The following is a 21,809-nucleotide window of genomic DNA, read 5'->3' on the forward strand; positions in this document are numbered from 1 at the left end:
GATTTAGTTTGCAACAACGTTAACAAGTTTTCCAGGAACAACAATTACTTTACGAACTGTTTTCCCTTCAATTTGGTCTTGAATTGCTTCAAGTGCAAGTTGTTCCATTTCTTCTTTTGATGCGTCTTTACTCATTGTTAGTTTTGCGCGAACTTTACCCATAACTTGAACAACGATTTCAACTTCATCTTCTACAAGTTTAGACTCATCAAATGTTGGCCAGCTTGCATATGTGATTGTTTCATTGTATCCAAGTTTGCTCCATAGCTCTTCCCCGATATGAGGTGCAACTGGTGCAATCATTTTTACGAAACCTTCTACATATTCTCTTGGAAGTGTTTCAGCTTTGTATGCATCGTTGATGAATACCATCATTTGAGAAATCGCTGTGTTGAAGCGAAGCTCTGCATAGTCTTCTGTTACTTTCTTCACTGTTTGATGGTAAGCTTTTTCAAGCTCTTTATTTGGTGCGTCAGTAATTTTCTCACTTAATTCACCGTTATCTTGAACGAATAGACGCCATACGCGGTCTAGGAAACGACGAGCTCCGTCAAGACCATTTTCAGACCAAGCGATTGAAGCATCTAATGGTCCCATGAACATTTCGTATAGACGAAGTGTATCTGCACCGTGGCTTGCTACGATATCATCAGGGTTTACAACGTTACCTTTTGATTTACTCATTTTCTCGTTGTTTTCACCTAGAATCATACCTTGGTTGAATAATTGTTGGAACGGTTCTTTCGTTGGAACTACACCGATATCGTATAATACTTTATGCCAGAAACGAGCATATAGTAAGTGAAGTACAGCGTGCTCTGCACCACCGATATAAATATCAACTGGAAGCCATTGTTTTACTTTTTCAGGATCTACAAGTGCTTCGCTATTGTTTGGATCGATGTAACGTAGGTAATACCAACAGCTACCAGCCCATTGCGGCATTGTATTTGTTTCACGACGACCTTTTTTACCAGTCTCAGGATCAACAACATTTACCCACTCGTCAATGTTAGCAAGTGGTGATTCACCTGTACCTGAAGGACGGATGTTTTCTGTTTTCGGAAGAACTAATGGTAATTCCTCTTCTTTCACAGCTGTCATTGTACCATCTTCCCAGTGAATTACTGGAATTGGCTCACCCCAGTAACGTTGACGGCTGAATAACCAGTCACGTAGACGGTACGTTACTTTTTGATTTCCTGCGCTCGTTACTTCAAGCCATTCAATCATTTTTGCGATTGCTTCTTCTTTATTTAAACCATCAAGGAATGCTGAGTTTACGTGTGCACCATCACCTGTGTACACTTCTTTCGTAATATCTCCGCCTTTTACAACTTCCTTCATTGGAAGATTAAATACTGATGCGAATTCATAGTCACGCTCATCGTGAGCTGGAACTGCCATTACAGCACCTGTTCCGTAAGTTGCAAGAACATAGTCAGCAATCCAGATTGGTAATTTCTCACCGTTTACTGGGTTAACTGCGTAAGCACCAGTGAATACACCAGTTTTTTCTTTCGCAAGTTCTGTACGCTCTAGATCACTCTTCATTTTTACAGCGTTAATGTAAGCTTCTACCGCTTCTTTTTGTTCTGCTGTTGTAATTTCTGCAACAAGTGCATGTTCTGGAGCTAGTACACAGTATGTTGCACCAAATAATGTATCAGGGCGCGTTGTGAAAACTGTGAATTTCTCGTCTGTACCATCGATGTTGAAGTGTACTTCTGCACCTTCAGAACGACCGATCCAGTTACGTTGCATATCTTTTAAGCTTTCAGGCCAATCAAGCTCATCTAGATCTTCTAATAGACGATCTCCGTAAGCTGTAATTTTTAACATCCACTGTCTCATCGGACGACGCTCAACTGGATGTCCACCACGCTCACTCTTACCGTCAATGATTTCTTCGTTTGCAAGTACTGTACCAAGTGCTGGGCACCAGTTTACAGGTACTTCATCAACGTAAGCTAAGCCTTTTTCAAATAGTTTTAGGAAGATCCATTGCGTCCACTTATAGTAGTTTGGATCTGTTGTATTTACTTCACGGTCCCAATCGTAAGAGAAACCTAATGATTTAATTTGGTTACGGAACGTATTAATATTATGCTCTGTAAATTCAGCTGGGCTGTTTCCAGTATCAAGTGCATATTGCTCTGCTGGAAGACCAAATGCATCCCATCCCATTGGATGAAGAACGTTATATCCTTGCATACGCTTCATACGAGATAAAATATCTGTCGCTGTATAACCTTCTGGATGTCCTACGTGTAAGCCTGCACCTGATGGATATGGGAACATATCTAGTGCATAAAATTTTGGTTTTTCTGTCTCATCTGGCGTACGGAATGTTTTATTCTCTTCCCAGTACCCTTGCCACTTCTTCTCAATTTCTTGATGATTAAAGCTCATGAGATACCCTCCTTGAAATTCTATTTATTTTCACCGCCCAAAATACAAAAAACCTCTCATCCCTAAAAAGGGACGAGAGGTTATAGATTCCCGCGGTACCACCCTAAATTAATGTACAAATATACATTCGCTTAGATCCGTAACGTGGATTAACGGCAATTGCTACTATTAGTTTCACAACTGCAACTCAAAGGCGAGTTCATAACGAAACGTGGATTGACTTGCACCGACCGTCAACTCTCTAAACCAGCTTCTATTACTACTACTCCTTCTCACTGTTATTACACATATAAGTTACGTGAACTATCCTTCACCTAGTATCTCTTAAGAGCTTACTTAAAGCGAGGACTTCTCGGTTAATCGTTACTCTTAATAACTAACGAATTCATCTTAAGACAGCCGAGCTATCTCCCTTGTTCTAAAGGTTGTTTTATTTAAATATATTCTAAAACATGTTACATGTTCCGTCAAACTAAACTGCAATTTTTTCTTCAACTGTTTCTTCTACTTTTACTCGTTTATCATAAATGCTCGTTGCTATAAGCGCTACTACAAGCATTACCATGATTGCTATAAACAATACTTCCATATTGTATAAATCCACAATTGCTCCGCCAACGACCGGCCCGAACATTTTCCCTACAGTCGCCGCACTATTTACAACCCCTTGATAAAACCCTAATTTATCTTTTGGTGCAAGTATATTTGCAATCGTTGGAACCGCAGGCCATACAAATAACTCACCTATTGTTAATGTTACCATCGCAACGAGGAACATCGTAAATTGTTGCGCTTGACTTAACACAATGAATGAAGCTGCAAAAATGAAGATTCCAATCATAATTTGCTGTTTTAAAGAACGCTTCATCCAGCGAATTAGCATACTAACAAGTGGCTGTGCACAAACAATCATTGCTCCGTTTATCGTCCATAATAAACTATAGTGACGAAGGCTAATATTCAATTCTTGCATATGTGTTGCAATCGCTCCTTGCCACTGTACGTATGTAACCCAGCATAAAGCATATGCTACACACACGATAAGAAGTGCTTTAAATCCAGGTGTAAGTGACCAACCTTTTTTCATTTCCACTTCTTTTTGTACTCCTGGCTCCTTCTTGTCTTCCATACCACGAAATCCAATAAAAGCAATTAAGAAGAAAACAAAGTATAAAATAAAGTTCGCTAAGAAAATATAATCAAAACGATACGATGCAACTAATCCACCACATGCTGTTCCAATCGCAATACCAACATTTTGTCCAACGTACATCGCATTAAATGCCCGTCTTCCGCCTTCTGGCCAAACCGTACCAACCATCGCATACATCGATGGGAAGACCATTCCAGAACCGAAGCCGATTAACGCTAGCCATACAACATATAACGGCCAACCGTGGAAGAACACAAGACCTAAAATTGATACAAGTGTAATCACTATCCCTACTAAAGTTGATTTATAACCGCCCCATTTATCAAATAAAACACCGCCGAGCAAGTTTCCGATTACACCAGTAAGCGAGTTGATCATTAATACCATTCCGGCCACAGATAAAGATTTTCCCAAGTGATCATGTAAATAAATTGTATTAAAAGGCCATAAAAAAGAAGCACCCGTGACATTAATAATCATCCCAGCTACTAATAGCCATACTTTCCTTGGCATAGCTTCCCCTCCTATTCTATTTTTTTCGTTCATATATATAACAGTAAAATTGTAGTCGTTTTTAAATAGGAAGGCAACTGATTAATAGTTGATGAAATTCAGATAATAGTTCGTCGGTAAATGAATTTATATTGGTTGCTTCTTGGATTATATCAGCGATTATCAGAATATATCGGCGCAACTACAAATATATCAGCGATTATTAAAATATATCGACTTACCGACAAAAAACGACAACAGTAACAATATATAAAAGGGTAGACTGCATGAAATTTTCATGCAGTCTACCCTTATTTGTACTATCCAACTTCCTTTTCTCGCTTCACACGTTCTTTAGCACTCCATTTAAACACCTTATCTAGTAGCGAGTATATTCTCCCAGATTCTTTCGTTAACAAAGGTCCTAACGATGCTAATATTAAAACATACAAAGCTGAGAACGGTTTAATCGCTGCCATTAAGCCACCCGCAATTCCAATATTCGCGACGATAATAGAAAATTCTCCGCGTGATACAAGTGTTAAACCGATATTCGTAGAAGCCTTATGCGATAACCCAGCTTTACGCCCCGCAACCATTCCAGCAGTAAAATTACCGATAAGAGTAATGAAAACTGCTCCTAATGCCAACCACACTGCTCCGCCAAGTGAAAATGGGTCTATACTTAAACCGAAGCTGAAAAAGAATATAGCTCCAAAGAAATCACGAAACGGAACGACAAGCTGTTCAATTCGATCACTATGCTCTGTTTCAGAAAAAACGAGTCCTAGTAATAATGCTCCAATTGCCTCTGCAACATGAATCGTTTCTGAAAATCCTGCTACAAAGAACAAAATAGCGAATATTACAATAATAAAAATTTCATTGGACGAAATATCTAACATTTTATTTAAAAACCGTGTAGCTTTTCTAGCAACTACAAAGAATAGTAGCATATAACCTACTGCGATTAAAATAGATGTAAGAGCACCTACAAATGATGTTGCCCCTCCAAGTACTAATCCTGAAACGACTGATAAATATACCGCTAAAAAAATATCATCAAACATAATGATTCCTAAAATTAGCTCCGTCTCTTTATTACCAGATCTTCTTAAATCAACAATTACTTTCGCAACAATTGCACTCGATGAAATTGTTATGATCCCAGCAATAATTAATGTTTCTAATAAGGGGAAACCCATTATATATCCGTAAAGTAAACCTAATATAAAATTAAGCGATATATGAACAGTTCCCCCAAAAGCAATTGATTTTCCTGATTTAATTAATTTTTTAATTGAGAATTCTAAACCTAAGTAAAATAGGAGGAATATGACGCCAACACGGCCGAGGAAGGAAATAACTTCTCCACTTTCAATAAATCTTAAATCGATAAGCCCTAAATCTGGGGCATGAGGCCCCACTAGCATACCGAGTATAATAAGAAACGGAATAATCGAGAACTTTAACTTTGCAGCGAGAATAGCTGCAAAAGCGACTAATACTAACGCAGTTCCAACTTCAAAGATTAAAGTATCCATCGATTATGAATCCCCTCCTACTGAAAGCAACTCATTAATAATTCTTTTCACTTCATGTCTTTCACCTGATAATACGAGCATATCGCCAGCTTCAATGATAGAATCTGGGCCTGGATTAAAGAACTTCTTCATATTCTTTTTCAAAATGGCAATAATCGTTACGTTATATGTGTTTCGAACATGTAAACTACCAATTGTTTTTTGTACAACTGGTGCATTATTTTCCACCTTAAACCACTCAATTGATAATCCCTCAAAAGCCATTTCAATCGTATCTAAAGCTTGTGGCCTATATACCATTCCGCCCAATATAGCTGCAATTTGTCTCGCTTCAGAATCACGAAGAGAGACGCTTGAAATACTCTCTTCATGATCAGCATCAAAATGGTACATTTCTCTTCGGCCATCATCATGAATAACGATAACCATCTTTTCATTACCTTTTGTAATCACTTCAAACTTACATCCAATACCCGGCAGTTCACTCTCTCTAATATTCATATTTTCCGCCTCCTAATTTTTTAGTTACGGCTTTTATAAATCGACATCAATCTCCGTTTTAAAGCTCTCATCCTTTGAGATACCTAAATACTTTAGTGTCTCTGATGGAGTCGCGTGATGAAAATGTTTTTGCAATAGTGCAATCGCTATCCCTCTTTTGTACGCATGAAATCCGAACGTTTTTCGCATTGAATTCGTTCCGATTTTACCAACAACTCCAACTGCTTCTGCAGCATTATGAATTACACGATACGCTTGTTGGCGCGTAATTGAATTTGGCGTTTTATTAGATTGGAATACGTAATTTTCTCTTTTAACGCCAATAGATTGTACGTAATCTAAAAGCGCTTCTTTTACTTTTGTATTTAAATAAATATCTTGTTTAAATTTTTCATCTTTCACAGGAAGAGCATAAAACTCTTTAACAGTCCCGTCTTCATTTAATACATCTTCAAATTTCATGCTAAGTAGTTCTGTAATTTTTAATCCTGTGTTAATTCCAATAACAAATAAAAGATAATCTCGCTGGGAGTGCTCTTTTAAATATTTTTTCATAGCCTCAATTTGGCTTATATCTTTTAATGCCTCTACAACTTCCATACATGTATTCTCCTCATCTTATGAACGGTAATTTTCTCATTATGTTGTCCATTTTACCTTATCATGCTATGAGATTTCCATGTGTTATCCATTATTTTCACAATATACTCAGGTGGTTCTGAAAACTTTCAATGTGGAAACTTACGATTGTATAAATACGTTGCGGTAAAAAAATGTGGGGATAAAAGTTCAGCTTCTTTCTACAGATTGGATTCCTCCTTTCCTTATACAGCTACTTCTACTTTTATATTACGTTACTTACTTACATTATAGTATACATTTCAGTAACATTAAAGTGTTTTTTCTGAAAATAATAAAAACCGAGCGTTTTTGCTCGGTTTTTATTATTAATCTTCTTTCGGAAGAACAATTCCTTTATACAATTGAACTGTAATGAAGTAATAAATCGCATAAATAACTACGAAAATTACGATTGGTATCCAAATACGGAAGTACGGATCGATTAAAATAAATCCGAAAATATTCATACCAACTAATACGTGAGCGATACCCACAATTGCTGGGAATAAGAATACTAAGAATAGCTCTTTATAAATCGATTTCGTTAATAACTCACGGCGCACACCGATTTTACGAAGCATTTGATAACGCGTAATATCTTTTGATGCACCAGAAAGAATTTTAAACATAAGACAGCTTGCCATCATTGCTAAGAACGCAATTCCAAGGAAGAATCCCATAAATACTGTTCCACTCGCAATGCCATAGAACCCACTATAAGCTTGATATTTACTATCCATTTGTTCAGCTTTTACATTTTTATATTTATCTAGCTGCAACTCGTCAAGTTTTTTCCATTCTTTTTTATATGTTAAAAAATCATCTGTTTTTCCGATAAATGCTATACCTTCTTTACCATTTATCCCATCATACATTTTTTGATCTACAATTTTAATTGCATGATCATTGTATAAATAATATGGATGGATTGTACTAAAAGCATCTGTCCATTCCGCTGAAAGTTCTTTAGTATTCGCATCTTTTTGATTCATCTCTCTAGAAACTGCACCTACCGGTAGTTCCTCTGAAACTTTTTTCGTATTTACTAAATCCTTCATAGACTTCATCTTTGCCATATCTTTTACGAAAGGACGATTTTTCTCTAAATCTTCTTTTACATAGTAAACGTATTTATCATCAACTTTGTAACGATATTCGCTTTTCTCTTTAAATGTAATACCATCTAAAATTTTCTTTTCTTCAGCTGTTGGATTATGAACTACTGAATCATATATTACTAAACCATCTACCATTTTTATAACGTTATTTTTAAATGCCATACCACCTGAAATTGCACCAGCTCCAAGTGCAACTAACATTGCCACTGTTGCAAGTACTTTTGTTAAACTATTAATTCGGAAGTTTAATTGTGCAAATGTAAAAGCATTAAGTCCTTTTTCACTACGCTTTTTATTACTTTTTAACTTTTTAATAATGACTGGAAGAAGTGAGCCAAATAGCATGTAAGTACCAGCTGTCGTTGTAATTAATGCAATAAGGATTCCCATCTCTTTTAGTTTTTCCATATAGATCATAGATGCATAACCTATACCTAATAAAATAACAGCAAGGAATGCCACTACAACTGTCTTTTTACCTTTTACTGCAACACGCTCTGTTTGTGCATCTGCATGTACTAGTTGCAATACAGAAATACGTGACAATTTAATACTGTTCATAATTGCTGATAATACAAATAGTGCAAAGAAGAAGATGCAAGTAACAGTCATAGATGGTAGATAAAATGCTTTATACCCTTCACCAGCAAATTCAAGCTGTTTCATTAATAACTGTCCAATACCTTCTGCAAGTCCTACTCCAACTGCAATCCCGATTGCAAGAGACGCAGCACCTAATACGATTGTTTCAATAAACATAAGTAATGTAACTTTATGTTTTTTCGCACCTAACATCATATACATACCGAACTCTTTTTGACGAAGAGATAATAAGAAAGAGTTTGCATATAAAATGTAGAAGAACGTTATAATTGCTAATAAAAATGATCCTGCTTGGAATACGAATCCAATAGATTTAATCACTGAATTAGATTCTAAAAATGCTTTATTCAGTGCTAACGTTTGGAACATGTAAAAAATTGAAATCGACATGACAAGACCGACAAGTAAGACGATATAATCTTTCAGCTTACTTTTCAGCCCCGACATGGAAAGTTTAAATAACATACTGGAACCTCCTTTCTTACGCCTTTTGTGTACCTAAATCTGCAAGTACATCTAAAATTTCTTTGTAGAACTCTTCACGCGTACCACCGCGATGAATTTCTTTATATAGCTCACCATCTTGAATGAATAAAATACGCTGACAGTAACTTGCACTATATGGATCATGCGTAACCATCATAATCGATACGCCTTGATCTTTATTTAAGTTTGTCATCGCATCAAGTAAACTCGTTGCATTTTTAGAATCAAGCGCTCCTGTTGGCTCGTCCCCTAAAATAATTGCCGGCTCATGCACTAAAGCACGCGCTGCTGCTGAACGTTGTTTCTGTCCACCAGATACTTCAGATGGATACTTTTGAAGTATTTCTGTAATCCCTAACATATCCGCTACTTTTTCTACTTTCGGTCCAATATTACGTGATGCGACACCTTGAAGAGAAAGTGGAAGTGCAATGTTTTCATAAATAGATAAGTTCTCTAATAAGTTAAAATCTTGGAAGATAAATCCTAATTTTTGCGAACGGAAATCTGAAAGCTCACCTTGCTTCATTTTTGTAATATCCGTTCCCGCAATTTCAACAACGCCACCTGTTGCCTTATCTAACGTTGAAATTACATTTAATAATGTCGTTTTACCGGAACCAGATGGTCCCATAATTCCAACAAACTCACCCTCTTGAATTGAGAATGAAACACCCTTTAACGCGTGTGATTGGTTCTCACCTTTTTTACCGTACACTTTTTGAACGTTTTTCACGTCTACAACTGGTTTCGTCATATATATCCTCCTACGCTTGTTTTTCCATTACCTATTTTGCGCTTTTTAGAAGTGAACTGCTATTTGTTAACATTACAATTACCTTACACTTTTGTAAGATAGAAAATGGATGCGTGTAAGGTTGGCTTTTCATACTAGTTCACATTTCGACATAGTAAATCGGTAAATGAAATTATATCGGCGATTGTTAAAATATATCAGCGGTTCTTACACTTTTATCAGCGATTTTTCAAATATATCGGCGATTCTTACACTTTTATCAGCGATTACCAAAATATATCGACTTATCGACAAAAGATGACAATAAAAATAGGCTGTTCCGCGAAAGGAACAGCCCACTGATTAAAGTTTCACTTTATTTCTTTAAAGGTGTTACCGTCCAGTACGTAATAACACGCCAAACCCATTCTAATGGACCCATTTTAAAGATTTTCATCCAAATTACACTAAACACAATTTGAATTGCATAAATTGCGATACATACATATAGCGTCTGCATGTATGTTAAGTTACCTGCAAAGTTAAATACACTACCAGCAATTAAAATCATTGCCGTTTGTCCGATATAATTTGTTAAAGCCATACGACCGTAGTATTTCAATGGTGCTAATAATGTTTGAACTGGTTTTAACTGAAGTAATAAAATTAATGCTCCTACATAGAAAGCTGAAATAATTGGTCCAACAGTAATACCAATTTTTAGAAACTGGCTTGCAGCATCCATTGTTCCATCTTCATTCATCAATATCATATTTACAAATGGGCCAGCAGGCACGTGTCCATATTGATACCATACAGCTGCCACACTTAAAACAAACATAATGCCTGTAAAAATAGCGACTTGCTTTATGTTTTTTGAAAGATTTTCAAATACACGATATTGTCCTGCAGCAAGACCTAATAAAATTAAACCAAGTGGTAATAGTTCTTTAACACCCATTACACTAAAGGCTATTGTCAAAATAAGACCAATTACTAAGTTCGCTTGTTTTTTCGCTTTATAAAACGGTAAAACGATTAATCCGCAAATTGCATATAACGTTAACGCTTCTCCAGGCTGAAACATGTAATGAATCAAACCAAAAATAAATAATGCAACTACGCGGCGGAAAAATAGAACATATCCATTTTTCCCTTTCGCAATCGCTCTTGTAATGAAGATATAGAATCCCACTCCAAATAAGAATGAGAAAATCGAGAAGAAACGACCTTCTACAAATAAGTATAGAAACCTTTGATAGCTAGCATCTACTGTATTAGGATCTGGAGTTTTAATATTAAGTAGTGCTAAAATATTTACTAAAATAATCCCCAGTAATGCGAAGCCACGAATGTAATCTAACTCATCAATTCGTTTGTTTGTAATATTGTTCCCCATAAAGCAGCTCCTTGTCCAAAATTTAATCCTCCCTTACTCTACTGGAAAAGGACAATTACAACTATCGGCAAACCTTACAGAAATCTTACACTATTGTCATATAGCAAAATAAAACCAGGTCATATTTCGACCTGGTTTACTCTGATTGTTTTGATTTTTGAGGTTGTCCTTTTTTACTATTACGCTGTTTTACTTGAACAATGGGATCAAGTTCATTCGAAAACTCAGCGTTATGTCCATTTTGTGTTTTTTGCTCTGGGTTATTTTGATCTGAACGTTTCGCCATTACATTCACTCCTTATTAGTGCGGTGTAATAATCATTTGATGTTGCAATTGGCGAATTGCCATACGTGCTCTATTTAATTGCTCACGTTGCTCATCATTCGCATGTTGTTGCATCGTTTGTAAATCGTTATACGCTTGTTCTAATTGTAACTGTGCATCTGAATACTCCATCGTATTGTAATGCTCTTGTCTCATGCCTTGTTCTAATTGTTCTTTTGCATATTCCACCGCTTGTTCCGCTTGTGTAATATACGATTCAAGTGATTGACGCTCTGCCATAATTGTCCCTCCTTGCTTCAATTCCCCTTTAGTGTGTCCCTTCCATCTCTACCTTATGAGTATGTTATAATGGATTTTGTTTCATTTTGACTCGGCTTAGGAGGGAAAATAATGAAGGTTCAAAACCCTTTTCCATATACAAACGACAATAAACGTTATCATACATGGAATTACCATTTACGAAATGAATTTGGTGAAAAAATCTTTAAAGTTTCATTAGATGCTGGCTTCGATTGTCCGAACCGTGATGGTACAGTTGCTTACGGTGGTTGTACATTTTGCAGCGCTGCCGGATCTGGCGACTTCGCTGGTGATCGCCGCGATGATGTTATAACACAATATCATGAAATGAAAGAAAAAATGCGCTCAAAGTGGAAAGATGGAAAATGTATCGCTTATTTCCAAGCGTACACAAATACACACGCACCACTTGAAGTGTTAAAAGAAAAATTCGAACCGCTTCTAGCAGAAAAAGATGTTGTCGGTCTTTCTATCGCAACTCGTCCAGATTGTTTACCAGACGATGTCGTTGAATATTTAGCGGACTTAAATAAACGTACGTATCTTTGGGTTGAACTTGGACTACAAACCGTTCATGAACGCACTGCAAACCTTATTAATCGCGCTCACGATTATCCGTCTTACGTGGAAGGCGTAAATAAATTACGTAAGCACGGCATTAGAGTTTGCTCTCATATTATTAACGGTCTTCCACTTGAAGATTACGACATGATGATGGAAACAGCTCGTGAAGTAGCGAAACTTGATGTACAAGGAATTAAAATCCACTTACTTCACTTATTAAAAGGAACGCCAATGGTGAAGCAATATGAAAAAGGACAACTCGAATTCCTTTCTCTTGAGGATTACGTAAGTCTTGTTGTTGACCAACTTGAAATTATTCCAGAAGACGTAATTGTGCACCGTATCACAGGTGACGGCCCACCTGATTTAATGATTGGTCCAATGTGGAGCTTAAATAAATGGGAAGTATTAAATTCCATCGATGCAGAATTTGTACGCCGCGGAAGCTGGCAAGGAAAATATGCAAATGAGGAGAAACAACAATGAAATTAGAACGTGTATTACCGTTTGCTCGCACACTGCTGCAAACGGCTGTTAAAGAAGGCGACTACGCTGTAGATGCAACACTTGGAAATGGTCATGACACTTGCTTCCTAGCTGAAATTGTTGGGGATAGCGGAAAAGTATTTGGATTTGATATTCAAAAAGAAGCGATTGAAAGCTCAACAACTCGTCTAAAAGAAAAAGAACTTTTTGAACGTACTGTTTTAGTTCACGATAGTCACGATACACTTCTATCCGTACTACCAGAAGACGCAAAAGGAAAAGTAACAGGCGCTATCTTCAACTTAGGTTACCTTCCTGGCGGTGACAAGCATATCGTTACAAAACCAAACTCAACAATTTCGGCAATTGAACAATTACTAGAAGTAATGGCACCTGAAGGTATCATCGTCCTCGTCATTTACCACGGACACCCAGAAGGACAAGTAGAACGCGACGCTGTTCTCAAATTTGCAGAAGAACTAGACCAAAAACAAGCTCACGTACTGCGATATGGCTTCATTAACCAGCAAAATAATCCACCATTTATTGTGGCGATTGAGAAACGATAAAGTGAAACTTTAATCAGTGGGGGGAATCCCCACTGATTATTAGTTGAACCAATCGGGCATTTATGGGCAGTTTATCTCCCACCTAACATCTTTGCTCCAGGCGAATTTTAAGGTGGGAGTTTTACTGCCCGTTAATGCGGGGTAATATATCAACGATTTTTCAATTATATCTATCGTAACTCGGGATATATAAACGATTTTTTCGATATATCTATCATAACTTACAATATATCAACGATTTCTCGGATATATCGACGATTCGACAAAACATAACAAAAAAAGACGTGCACTCATTGCACGTCTTTTTGTTATTCTCCTATATAATGGATATATACACTATTTAAAGAAAGAAGGATAGAACTTTGCTAGTAGAACTAAGGGGAATTCAAAAGAAGTATAGCAAATCACTTATACTAGACAACATTGATTTATCCATTCCAGAAGGAGAAGCGCTCGCTATTATCGGCGGGAACGGGACTGGAAAAAGTACTCTGCTCAAAATAATTGCAGGATTTATTTCACCTACGGCAGGGACACTCAAAAGAAAAGAACATATACAAATTGGTTATGTACCTGAACATTTTCCTGAAGGAATTCGTTTTACATTAGCGGATTATTTATTTCATCTCGGCTGCATTCACGGCTTATCAACAACATATTTAAGAAATAAAATTCCGATGCTCCTTGAGACTTTTCACTTACATCATGCAAGACATTCCGTTGTACGAAACTTTTCAAAAGGTATGAAACAAAAAACAGGTATTATGCAAGCATTACTTACGGACGTCCATTTATTAATTTTAGATGAACCGCTTTCTGGGCTCGATCCTAACTCTCAGCAAGAATTAGAACATATTTTACTCTCATTAAAACAACAAGGTATATCTATACTCTTCACATGTCACGAAAAACAACTATTAGAAAACTTCGCCGATAGAATTGTGACGTTAGCAAATCATACAATTGCAGAAAATACCTCTGCACAAAAAGTAGCGGAACAGGTCTATATTGAGGCAATCGTTCACGACACATTTTCAGCAATAGAACTACAAAAGCAATCCGGTTTTATACACGTTGCACACAATGCAAATCAAAATCTTATTCAATTACAAATCGAAAAAGAATATACAAACGAAATACTTCAGTTTTTATTACATAAAAAAGCATCTATCACACTGCTACAACCTAACTTTTAAATCGAAAGAAGGTTTATTATGTTTGCGCTTATTCGTTACCATTTTCTCGACTATACAAAATCGTATAAGTATGTCCCTCCTATTGCGATGTACTTTGTGAGCTTGCTTTTTGTATATACATATAAACCGACTCCTATTGTACCGACATATTTAGAAACAGCTCTCGCGCTTTATTTATTATCTGCCTGGATTACGGTCACAATTTTTCATACTGAAGACCCTGTACAAGAACAAATTACTATTTCTCACACAAATAATATTTCCGCATTATATGTTGGTAAATATATTACAGCTCTTCTCATTTGTACTGTATTATCTTTTATATCCGTAATCTATCCAATTATTTTGCAAATGTTTAATGAAAAAATGACAGTTTCTTTATTTCTAGTCGGATTTCTCTCTCACATGTCTTTCTCTATACTAGGAATTTCAATCGCAACATTATTTACTAGAAATATGATTCAAAAAACAGGCACTGCTTGGCTTAGCCTTACCTTTATATTGCTTATAACGATCGCATCTATCCGGTTTAAAAAAGAGTTATTATGGTTTTTACCACCTGTCGAAAGCTTTCTAATGCTTGGCCAATACAAATATAATATACTGACTCACACACTATGGCTCACAGCTTGGGCTATCGTATATTCATTTTTATTATTTACCTTATTTCTTTTTATCGTTCGCAAAAAACGTTTTTAATTACATATTAAAGGAGACGACACAATGATCGGAATACTAGCAGGAATGGGTCCAAAATCAACTGGACCATTCGTCGATACAGTTGTAGCAGGGTGTCAAACAATATACGGAGCAAAGCATGATATGGACTTTCCTCATATGATGATTTATTCATGCCCAACACCGTTTTACATGGATCGCCCTATTGATCACGAAGCGATGAAAAAAGCGATTATTGAAGGAGCACAAAAACTTGAAAGTACTGGCGCAAGCTTTATCGCTATGCCGTGCAATACGGCGCATCTTTATTTTGAAGAATTACAGCGTTCTCTTTCTATCCCGATTTTAAATATAGTCGATGAAACGTTACAAGCAATTCCTGAAAATATAAAAAGAGTCGCTCTTCTCGCAACAGAAGCAACTGTTCAATCTAGGATTTACCAAGATGGGATTACAAAGCGTAATATAGAATACATTCATCATGAAAAATGGCAGGAAAGCATTAATCAAATTATTACTTGCATTAAATCTGGAGAAATTGAAGAAGCTCGCGAATTGTGGAATGCGCTCGTTTTACAATTGAGAGAGGAAGTTGATACGGTAATTATCGCATGTACTGATTTGAATGTTGTGGCTAGTGAGGATTTTGTTGATTCTTCTCAATGTCTTGCGAAAGCGGTTGTTAGGATGTACTTATCAAATATAAAGAGATCTTCATAAACATAAAAAACACTCCTTCTAAAATGTGTTTTCTGTTTAATAAAAATCCCACAAACTTTTAACTTTCTTCACAATTCTTTCAAAGTAATCACACTTAATCTCGCTATATTAAATAAGTAGTTATTCATATAGGGAAGGTTAGGGGAACTGAAAGTATGAAAGTAAATCGTTCGCTTCATTACATTTTTTGGCGTTGGCATTTTTATGCTGGGCTTTTTATTACGCCGCTTCTTATTACGTTGTCACTAAGCGGAATTGGGTATTTATTTCGGGAGGAAGTTGAAGATTTCATCTATAAAGATTTATATTTTGGGAAGAGCGCCCAAACAGAATCTATTTCGATGGCTGATTCTATTTCCTTAACAGAAAAAAAATATCCACATTATAGCGTGGCGAAAATTAGTGAGTTTAATGGGGATTATAATACGAGACTTACGATTACAAATGAATATACAGGGCAACAAAAGTATGTGTATTTAGATAGCAATAATCAAATTGTCGGAGATCAAAACGCAAGTGAAACGTTTGCCAATATAATGCGGGAATTACATAGTTCTCTTTTAGTTGGTGGCACTGTCATCAACTATACTGTAGAACTTGCGGCGTGCTGGACAATCTTTTTAATTGTAACTGGTTTGTATATGAGTATACGACAGTTCAAAAACACACCAGCATCCAATAAGCGAGAAAAAGCAAAACGACGTCATTCTATTATCGGTATTATATTTACAATTCCACTCGTTCTGCTAGTCGCATCTGGATTGCCATGGTCAGGATTTATGGGTAACCAAATTTATAAAATTGCGTCGTCGAATGAATCGCTCGGATATCCGAAATTGTATATGGCGCCGCCTGAATCAAAGGTAAAAGAATTGCCATGGGCAACAAGAAAAGAAGCTCCTCCTGAATCGGATTCAAATGAACCGAAAGCTATTTCTGTCGATGAATTACAAAAAGGAATTGAAATAAAGAAGCCATACGTTATCTCACTACCAGCTGATCCGAAAGGTGTATTCACTGTTTCGAAATCGAGCGGTTCTGGTATTACAGGTATGCATGTTGCACCAAATGAAGAGATAACAGCTTACTTTGATCAATATAGCGGAAAGCTTATTTCCAAAACGGACTATCGTGATTATGGATTACTTGCACAATGGTTCACTTACGGCATCCCGCTTCATGAAGGACATTTATTTGGATGGCCAAATAAAATATTATGCTTACTAACAACATTATCTCTACTACTTCTTATTTATTACGGAGTAAAAATGTGGTTAGCAAGAAAGCCGAAAGGAAAATTAGCAGCACCTCCAAAACAAAGAGATAAGAACAGTATATTCGTTTTCTTTATCATGATGGTTATACTGGGCGCTGTCATGCCTTTATTTGGATTATCTGTATTAGTGATTTTTGCGATTGAACTTCTTATATATGTATTTTCAAAAATACAATCATAATGAAAAGAAAACCACTCTACATGAGTGGTTTTCTTCATCACTGCGCTGTTTTCTTTCGGTACATCTTCCCGTTCCAATAGAAGAATCGTGAAGTGAGGCCTCCGTACTTTACAATGCGCCGTGCCATTTTGTGCATATTCTTTTGTGCCGATACTTTTTGATCTGATAAATAAATACCAAGTAACCCTCGGCTTATAAGGCGATGAAACTTCGCATGAGGCAAATCACCAATGCTCTTCTCTGCTTCTTCTACAAAGTGTTTCATCCGATCTAATATCGCTTGCTCGTTTTCGTAATAACTACAGAAATTCAAATCTCCGCCTATACGGTCTTCTTCTTGATCAATGAAATAATCCAGCAAAATGTGAAGTCCTTGTACGTAAGGGAAGTATCCTTGTCTAATTTTCGCAATATCTTCGTCATGTAATTCATCATGAAATGCATATGCGACAAGACAGAAAATCCCAAGTGTAGAACCGGCACATGCTGAAAATTCAAACCAACTCATCTCAGGTAAGTTTTCTTTATGTGCTTCAAACCACGTTTGTAATCGTGGTTCTCTTTCTTCTAATTTTACATGTTTATGAATTTGTAAATCACAATAATAACAAGCAAGTTCATGAAGAACAGGAGCAATTTTGTCATAGTGCTTCGTTTTCTTTAAAACATCTTGGCATGTTTCAACAAGTTCATCTAAATAACCACCATCATCTTGATCATCACGATAACGATAATAATTACCGCCGCCTTCTACTTCAGGTGATAATGCCATTAACATCGATTCATGCAGTGCGGCAAAATCATTTGGATCAAGTGATGTACTGCGATCACATAAATTATCTAAATAGTCGCTGATCGTTTGATACGCTACGATAAAACGAATACATTCTTCTCGGTGTTCATTTGCTAGCAGAGCTAAAATGCCACCGCCCTCACAATGAAACGTTTTATGCTCAATACTTGCGATTGCCTGACTATGAAGCTCATCATTCGGAATATGGTAGGCACGCTCTTTCCACATCGCTAGCTCATGGTGTACAACCGGAAACACATCACGGTATACTTTCGCCATGAGCGTTATGGGATTACTCGGTACGTTCACTTCTTCCTTCATCTCCTCTATTAAATGTACAAATAATGATTTATTTGTTTGTTTTTACTATATTATTGACATGCATTTCAGTAAATGACTGAATATAACTCAAAATTTCATCACGCTCATACTCATTTAATAGCTCGTGATAACAATTCGGCCATTCTTTAAAAGCCTTATCACTTATTTTAACATTATCAAACCAAGTGCGGACACGTGTTTTATCTACAAGTTTATCCTCACAAGCTTGCATTAGCAAGAGCGGAACATCTGGAAAATCATCTATTTTTTTATGAGCAATTTCGATAGACTTAATCAATTCACTATACCAACGTACTGATACTTTGCGCAAGAACAAAGAATCATTCTCCATTGCATCTCTCACTTCATGGTTACGTGTTGACATTTCCACCGTAAGATTCGTTGCAAATTGCAATTTTGGAGCCACAACATTTAATATTCTTGAAGCAAATTGAAGCGGAGCAGAGGGTCCAGTCACTACCCCTAAACAAGGCGAACTCAAAATAATACCTTCTACATCTTCTCTCTTCGTTTCTTGCATCATACGAATGACAATAAGACCACCCATACTATGACCGAATAGAAAAATAGGTAACCTATACTTTCTTGCTTCTTTCACCCATAATTTAACTTCCTCTATGTATTCATCAAATGAATCAATATGTCCTCTATTTCTTGAAGTCGTTCCATGTGACGGAAGATCCCCCATCACGACGTGGTAGCCGATATGATTCCACATTTCCGCAACGGCTTCGTAACGTCCGTGATATTCCATTGCGCCGTGCACAATAACAATGACCGCTTTTGCTTCCTCCGCTTCATAATTCCACATACGGCTCTCCTCCATTTCACTCTTTCTCATAATTTGATACACTAAAACTAGTCTCTAGGAAAGGAAGACTTTACATGATATATCCTTACAAAGAAAAAAAACCGAAAATTGCGAGTAGTGCTTTTATCGCTGACTATGTTACGATTACAGGCGATGTTTCCGTTGGCGAGGAATCAAGTATTTGGTTTAATACAGTCATCCGTGGTGATGTGTCACCGACAATCATTGGAGACCGAGTAAATGTACAAGACCAATGTACACTTCACCAAAGCCCGCAGTATCCTCTTATTTTAGAAAACGACGTAACAATTGGGCATCAAGTCATTTTACATAGTTGCCATATTAAGAAAGATGCTTTAATTGGAATGGGATCTATTATATTAGATGGTGCTGAAATTGGCGAAGGAGCTTTTATCGGCGCTGGAAGCCTCGTTTCACAAGGAAAGAAAATTCCGCCGAACACGTTAGCTTTCGGTCGTCCCGCGAAAGTCATTCGTGAATTAACAGAAGAAGACCGTAAAGATATGGAGCGTATTCGCACGCAATACGTTGAAAAAGGTCAATATTATAAATCATTACAGAAGTAAATTTCCGCTGCCATAAGATTGGTAGCTTTTTTTATATAAAATCTAACTTTTTCTTTACAAAACATTATTACTCCCTCAACAAAATCTTATTAAAATAAAAGCTAATATCTCCATATATATGTAGATGAGGGAGGAGAATTTTCATGAAGGTCAGTGGGTTATATAAAATAGAATGTTACATTTTCAGAGGAATTAACCGCTACTTTGATCAAAAAACATTAAATATCTTTTTCAGCAATATTACTCATATCGGTGGCGCGACTTTCTCCATCGCACTCACACTTTTCTTTTTAATTTTCGCAAAGGGAACTTTGCATCAAGCTGCAATTGCAACTGCTATTTCGTTAGCAATTAGCCATATTCCTGTGCAAATATTAAAAAGGTGGTATCCGCGAAAACGTCCTTATTTAACAATTCAGGATGCAAAATATCCAGTCCATCCATTAAAAGACCACTCTTTCCCGTCTGGTCATACAACAGCCGTTTTCTCTGTCTTCATTCCATTTATTTGCTATAATCCAAGCTTACTTGCTTTCCTATTACCGTTAGCATTATGCGTCGGTATTTCACGTATTTATTTAGGACTTCACTATCCGTCAGATGTATTCGTCGGTATGTGCCTTGGCACTTGCTCTGGCATCATCTCTTTTTATCAATTCATCCCACTTTTCACATAAAGGAGTGATATGATGAGAGTCGCCATTTTTACCGATACTTTTACGCCACAAGTTAACGGGGTTGCGAAAACGTTAGAGCGATTAACACAATATTTTCAGAAAGAACAGATCTCCTATTCTGTTTTCGCTCCTCAGCATACAGCTGAAGATAATTTTGTAGCGAATGTGAATAAGATGAGAAGTATCCCGTTAACAATATTATATCCAGAATGTCGTTTTTCTTTTCCTACTCCGCGCATTAAACGAGAACTACTTTCCTTTAAACCTGACATTATTCACATTGCCACACCTTTCAACATGGGACTTTGTGGATTGTATTATGCAAAAAAGTTAAACATCCCAGTTGTCGGTTCTTATCATACTGATTTCGATGCCTATTTACGTTATTACAAAATCGAATTCCTCTCCAATATGCTGTGGAACTATTTAAAATGGTTTCATAGTCATATGCAAAAAAATTTTGTACCTTCCTTTGAAACATTACATCAATTAAAAAACAAAGGCTTTCAGACCCTCTCTATATGGGGACGTGGTGTAGATTGCACACTCTTTCATCCTGCTTACAATACAGACCTATTCCGAAAAAAATATAATATTACAGCGAAGTATGTCCTTTCCTATGTTGGACGAATTGCTCCTGAAAAAGATATTGATACGCTGCAATACCTTATCGTTAAAACAGCACATACTCGAAACGATATTCATTGGCTCATCGCAGGAGACGGTCCTCTAGCAACAAGTTTACGTGAAGCTGTTCCGAAAACAAATATCACTTTTACTGGCTATTTACAAAGTACAGATTTAGCTGAAGCATATGCTTGTTCTAACATAATGGTGTTTCCATCAGCTACTGAAACATTCGGAAATGTCGTACTTGAATCACTCGCATGCGGTACACCTGTCATTGGTGCAAATAGTGGCGGGGTTAAAAATATTATTACAGATGGAAAAACGGGAGTTCTTTGTCCGCCTAAAAATGAAGATGCATTTCTATCATCCATTTATTTTTTATTACAAAATGAAGAAAAACTTGAGCAGATGGGAATAGCAGCTTCATCTTTTGCGAAATCAAAGAGCTGGGATGAGATCTTTCGCGGTTTGCTTAACCATTATGAAGAAGTCCTGCAGCATAACGCATCAGAGTTGCTTGCTTAAATAGAAAAACTCCCTTCAAAAAAACGAAGGGAGTTTATTACATGGTCATAAATTTTAGTTTAATAAATGATACATAAGGTTAAACATTGTTTTATTTCTATATTAATTATATCAAAAATAAAC

At 36.5% G+C, this 21,809-nt stretch carries 21 protein-coding genes and 1 other annotated feature; of the genes, 9 read left to right on the forward strand and 12 right to left on the reverse strand.

Annotated features, from left to right (window positions below):
* Nucleotides 1–3 precede the first annotated feature (3 nt).
* From leuS to ABWK52_RS01770, 10 genes are all read right to left on the reverse strand, one after another.
* Nucleotides 4–2,412: a leucine--tRNA ligase gene (gene leuS / locus ABWK52_RS01725; RefSeq protein ID WP_000009466.1), complete on the reverse strand. Its 2,409-nt coding sequence runs from the start codon at nt 2,410–2,412 to the stop codon at nt 4–6.
* Nucleotides 2,413–2,477: 65 nt separating this feature from the next.
* Nucleotides 2,478–2,697: a binding site (T-box leader), on the reverse strand.
* A 187-nt stretch (nt 2,698–2,884) separates the two neighbouring features.
* Nucleotides 2,885–4,078, reverse strand: a complete 1,194-nt coding sequence (locus ABWK52_RS01730) for an MDR family MFS transporter (protein WP_001137554.1) — start codon at nt 4,076–4,078, stop codon at nt 2,885–2,887.
* Nucleotides 4,079–4,377: 299 nt separating this feature from the next.
* On the reverse strand, nt 4,378–5,601 hold the full coding sequence (locus ABWK52_RS01735) for a cation:proton antiporter (RefSeq protein WP_000380174.1): 1,224 nt from the start codon (nt 5,599–5,601) through the stop codon (nt 4,378–4,380).
* 3 nt (nt 5,602–5,604) lie between these two features.
* Complete coding sequence (locus ABWK52_RS01740) at nt 5,605–6,102, reverse strand: cation:proton antiporter regulatory subunit (RefSeq protein WP_001026053.1); 498 nt, start codon at nt 6,100–6,102, stop codon at nt 5,605–5,607.
* Nucleotides 6,103–6,135: 33 nt separating this feature from the next.
* A complete protein-coding gene (locus ABWK52_RS01745) occupies nt 6,136–6,702 on the reverse strand; it encodes a tyrosine-type recombinase/integrase (RefSeq protein ID WP_000454205.1) in 567 nt (188 codons plus the stop codon).
* A gap of 347 nt (nt 6,703–7,049) precedes the next feature.
* Entirely contained in the window at nt 7,050–8,909 is a 1,860-nt protein-coding gene (locus ABWK52_RS01750) for an FtsX-like permease family protein (RefSeq protein WP_000897799.1), read from the reverse strand.
* 16 nt (nt 8,910–8,925) lie between these two features.
* A complete protein-coding gene (locus ABWK52_RS01755) occupies nt 8,926–9,687 on the reverse strand; it encodes an ABC transporter ATP-binding protein (protein WP_000165837.1) in 762 nt (253 codons plus the stop codon).
* Nucleotides 9,688–10,042: 355 nt separating this feature from the next.
* Nucleotides 10,043–11,065 carry a DUF418 domain-containing protein gene (locus ABWK52_RS01760; RefSeq protein ID WP_000527734.1) on the reverse strand — a complete coding sequence of 341 codons (1,023 nt, stop codon included), beginning with the start codon at nt 11,063–11,065 and terminating at the stop codon, nt 10,043–10,045.
* 136 nt (nt 11,066–11,201) lie between these two features.
* Entirely contained in the window at nt 11,202–11,351 is a 150-nt protein-coding gene (locus ABWK52_RS01765; RefSeq protein ID WP_001129340.1) for a hypothetical protein, read from the reverse strand.
* Between the two features lie 15 nt (nt 11,352–11,366).
* The gene (locus tag ABWK52_RS01770) at nt 11,367–11,630 is read right to left on the reverse strand and encodes a YtzC family protein (protein ID WP_000840871.1); all 264 of its coding nucleotides are present in this window, start codon (nt 11,628–11,630) and stop codon (nt 11,367–11,369) included.
* 111 nt (nt 11,631–11,741) lie between these two features.
* On the opposite strand from ABWK52_RS01770, the gene ABWK52_RS01775 reads away from it, so the two are divergent.
* The 6 genes from ABWK52_RS01775 to ABWK52_RS01800 all read left to right on the forward strand — a co-directional run bounded on the left by ABWK52_RS01775 (nt 11,742) and on the right by ABWK52_RS01800 (nt 17,321).
* Complete coding sequence (locus tag ABWK52_RS01775; RefSeq protein WP_000868034.1) at nt 11,742–12,701, forward strand: TIGR01212 family radical SAM protein; 960 nt, start codon at nt 11,742–11,744, stop codon at nt 12,699–12,701.
* Nucleotides 12,698–13,270, forward strand: coding sequence for a class I SAM-dependent methyltransferase (locus tag ABWK52_RS01780; protein WP_000764497.1), 573 nt, complete (start codon nt 12,698–12,700; stop codon nt 13,268–13,270). The genes ABWK52_RS01775 and ABWK52_RS01780 overlap by 4 nt, the downstream gene beginning before the upstream one ends.
* A 362-nt stretch (nt 13,271–13,632) precedes the next feature.
* Nucleotides 13,633–14,466, forward strand: coding sequence for an ABC transporter ATP-binding protein (locus tag ABWK52_RS01785; RefSeq protein WP_000959746.1), 834 nt, complete (start codon nt 13,633–13,635; stop codon nt 14,464–14,466).
* Nucleotides 14,467–14,484: 18 nt separating this feature from the next.
* On the forward strand, nt 14,485–15,165 hold the full coding sequence (locus ABWK52_RS01790) for a hypothetical protein (protein WP_000457775.1): 681 nt from the start codon (nt 14,485–14,487) through the stop codon (nt 15,163–15,165).
* A gap of 24 nt (nt 15,166–15,189) precedes the next feature.
* Complete coding sequence (locus ABWK52_RS01795; protein ID WP_061654612.1) at nt 15,190–15,864, forward strand: aspartate/glutamate racemase family protein; 675 nt, start codon at nt 15,190–15,192, stop codon at nt 15,862–15,864.
* Between the two features lie 155 nt (nt 15,865–16,019).
* Nucleotides 16,020–17,321, forward strand: a complete 1,302-nt coding sequence (locus ABWK52_RS01800; protein ID WP_087967198.1) for a PepSY-associated TM helix domain-containing protein — start codon at nt 16,020–16,022, stop codon at nt 17,319–17,321.
* Between the two features lie 37 nt (nt 17,322–17,358).
* On the opposite strand, the gene ABWK52_RS01805 is transcribed toward ABWK52_RS01800, so the two are convergent.
* On the reverse strand, nt 17,359–18,423 hold the full coding sequence (locus ABWK52_RS01805; RefSeq protein ID WP_070757014.1) for a tetraprenyl-beta-curcumene synthase family protein: 1,065 nt from the start codon (nt 18,421–18,423) through the stop codon (nt 17,359–17,361).
* Nucleotides 18,424–18,463: 40 nt separating this feature from the next.
* Nucleotides 18,464–19,267 carry an alpha/beta hydrolase gene (locus ABWK52_RS01810; protein WP_000267424.1) on the reverse strand — a complete coding sequence of 268 codons (804 nt, stop codon included), beginning with the start codon at nt 19,265–19,267 and terminating at the stop codon, nt 18,464–18,466.
* Nucleotides 19,268–19,341: 74 nt separating this feature from the next.
* Here ABWK52_RS01810 and ABWK52_RS01815 point away from each other — a divergent pair, with 74 nt between their 5' ends.
* The 3 genes from ABWK52_RS01815 (at nt 19,342) to ABWK52_RS01825 (ending at nt 21,686) form a co-directional block, all read left to right on the forward strand.
* Nucleotides 19,342–19,854 carry a gamma carbonic anhydrase gene (locus ABWK52_RS01815; protein WP_000640186.1) on the forward strand — a complete coding sequence of 171 codons (513 nt, stop codon included), beginning with the start codon at nt 19,342–19,344 and terminating at the stop codon, nt 19,852–19,854.
* Between the two features lie 143 nt (nt 19,855–19,997).
* Nucleotides 19,998–20,531 carry a phosphatase PAP2 family protein gene (locus tag ABWK52_RS01820; protein WP_000868592.1) on the forward strand — a complete coding sequence of 178 codons (534 nt, stop codon included), beginning with the start codon at nt 19,998–20,000 and terminating at the stop codon, nt 20,529–20,531.
* Between the two features lie 12 nt (nt 20,532–20,543).
* Nucleotides 20,544–21,686, forward strand: a complete 1,143-nt coding sequence (locus ABWK52_RS01825) for a glycosyltransferase family 4 protein (RefSeq protein ID WP_098541222.1) — start codon at nt 20,544–20,546, stop codon at nt 21,684–21,686.
* The last annotated feature ends 123 nt before the right edge of the window (nt 21,687–21,809 follow it).

The organism is Bacillus sp. AP50, from assembly GCF_040492675.1.
In the GTDB taxonomy this organism is placed as follows: Bacteria; Bacillota; Bacilli; order Bacillales; family Bacillaceae_G; genus Bacillus_A; species Bacillus_A cereus.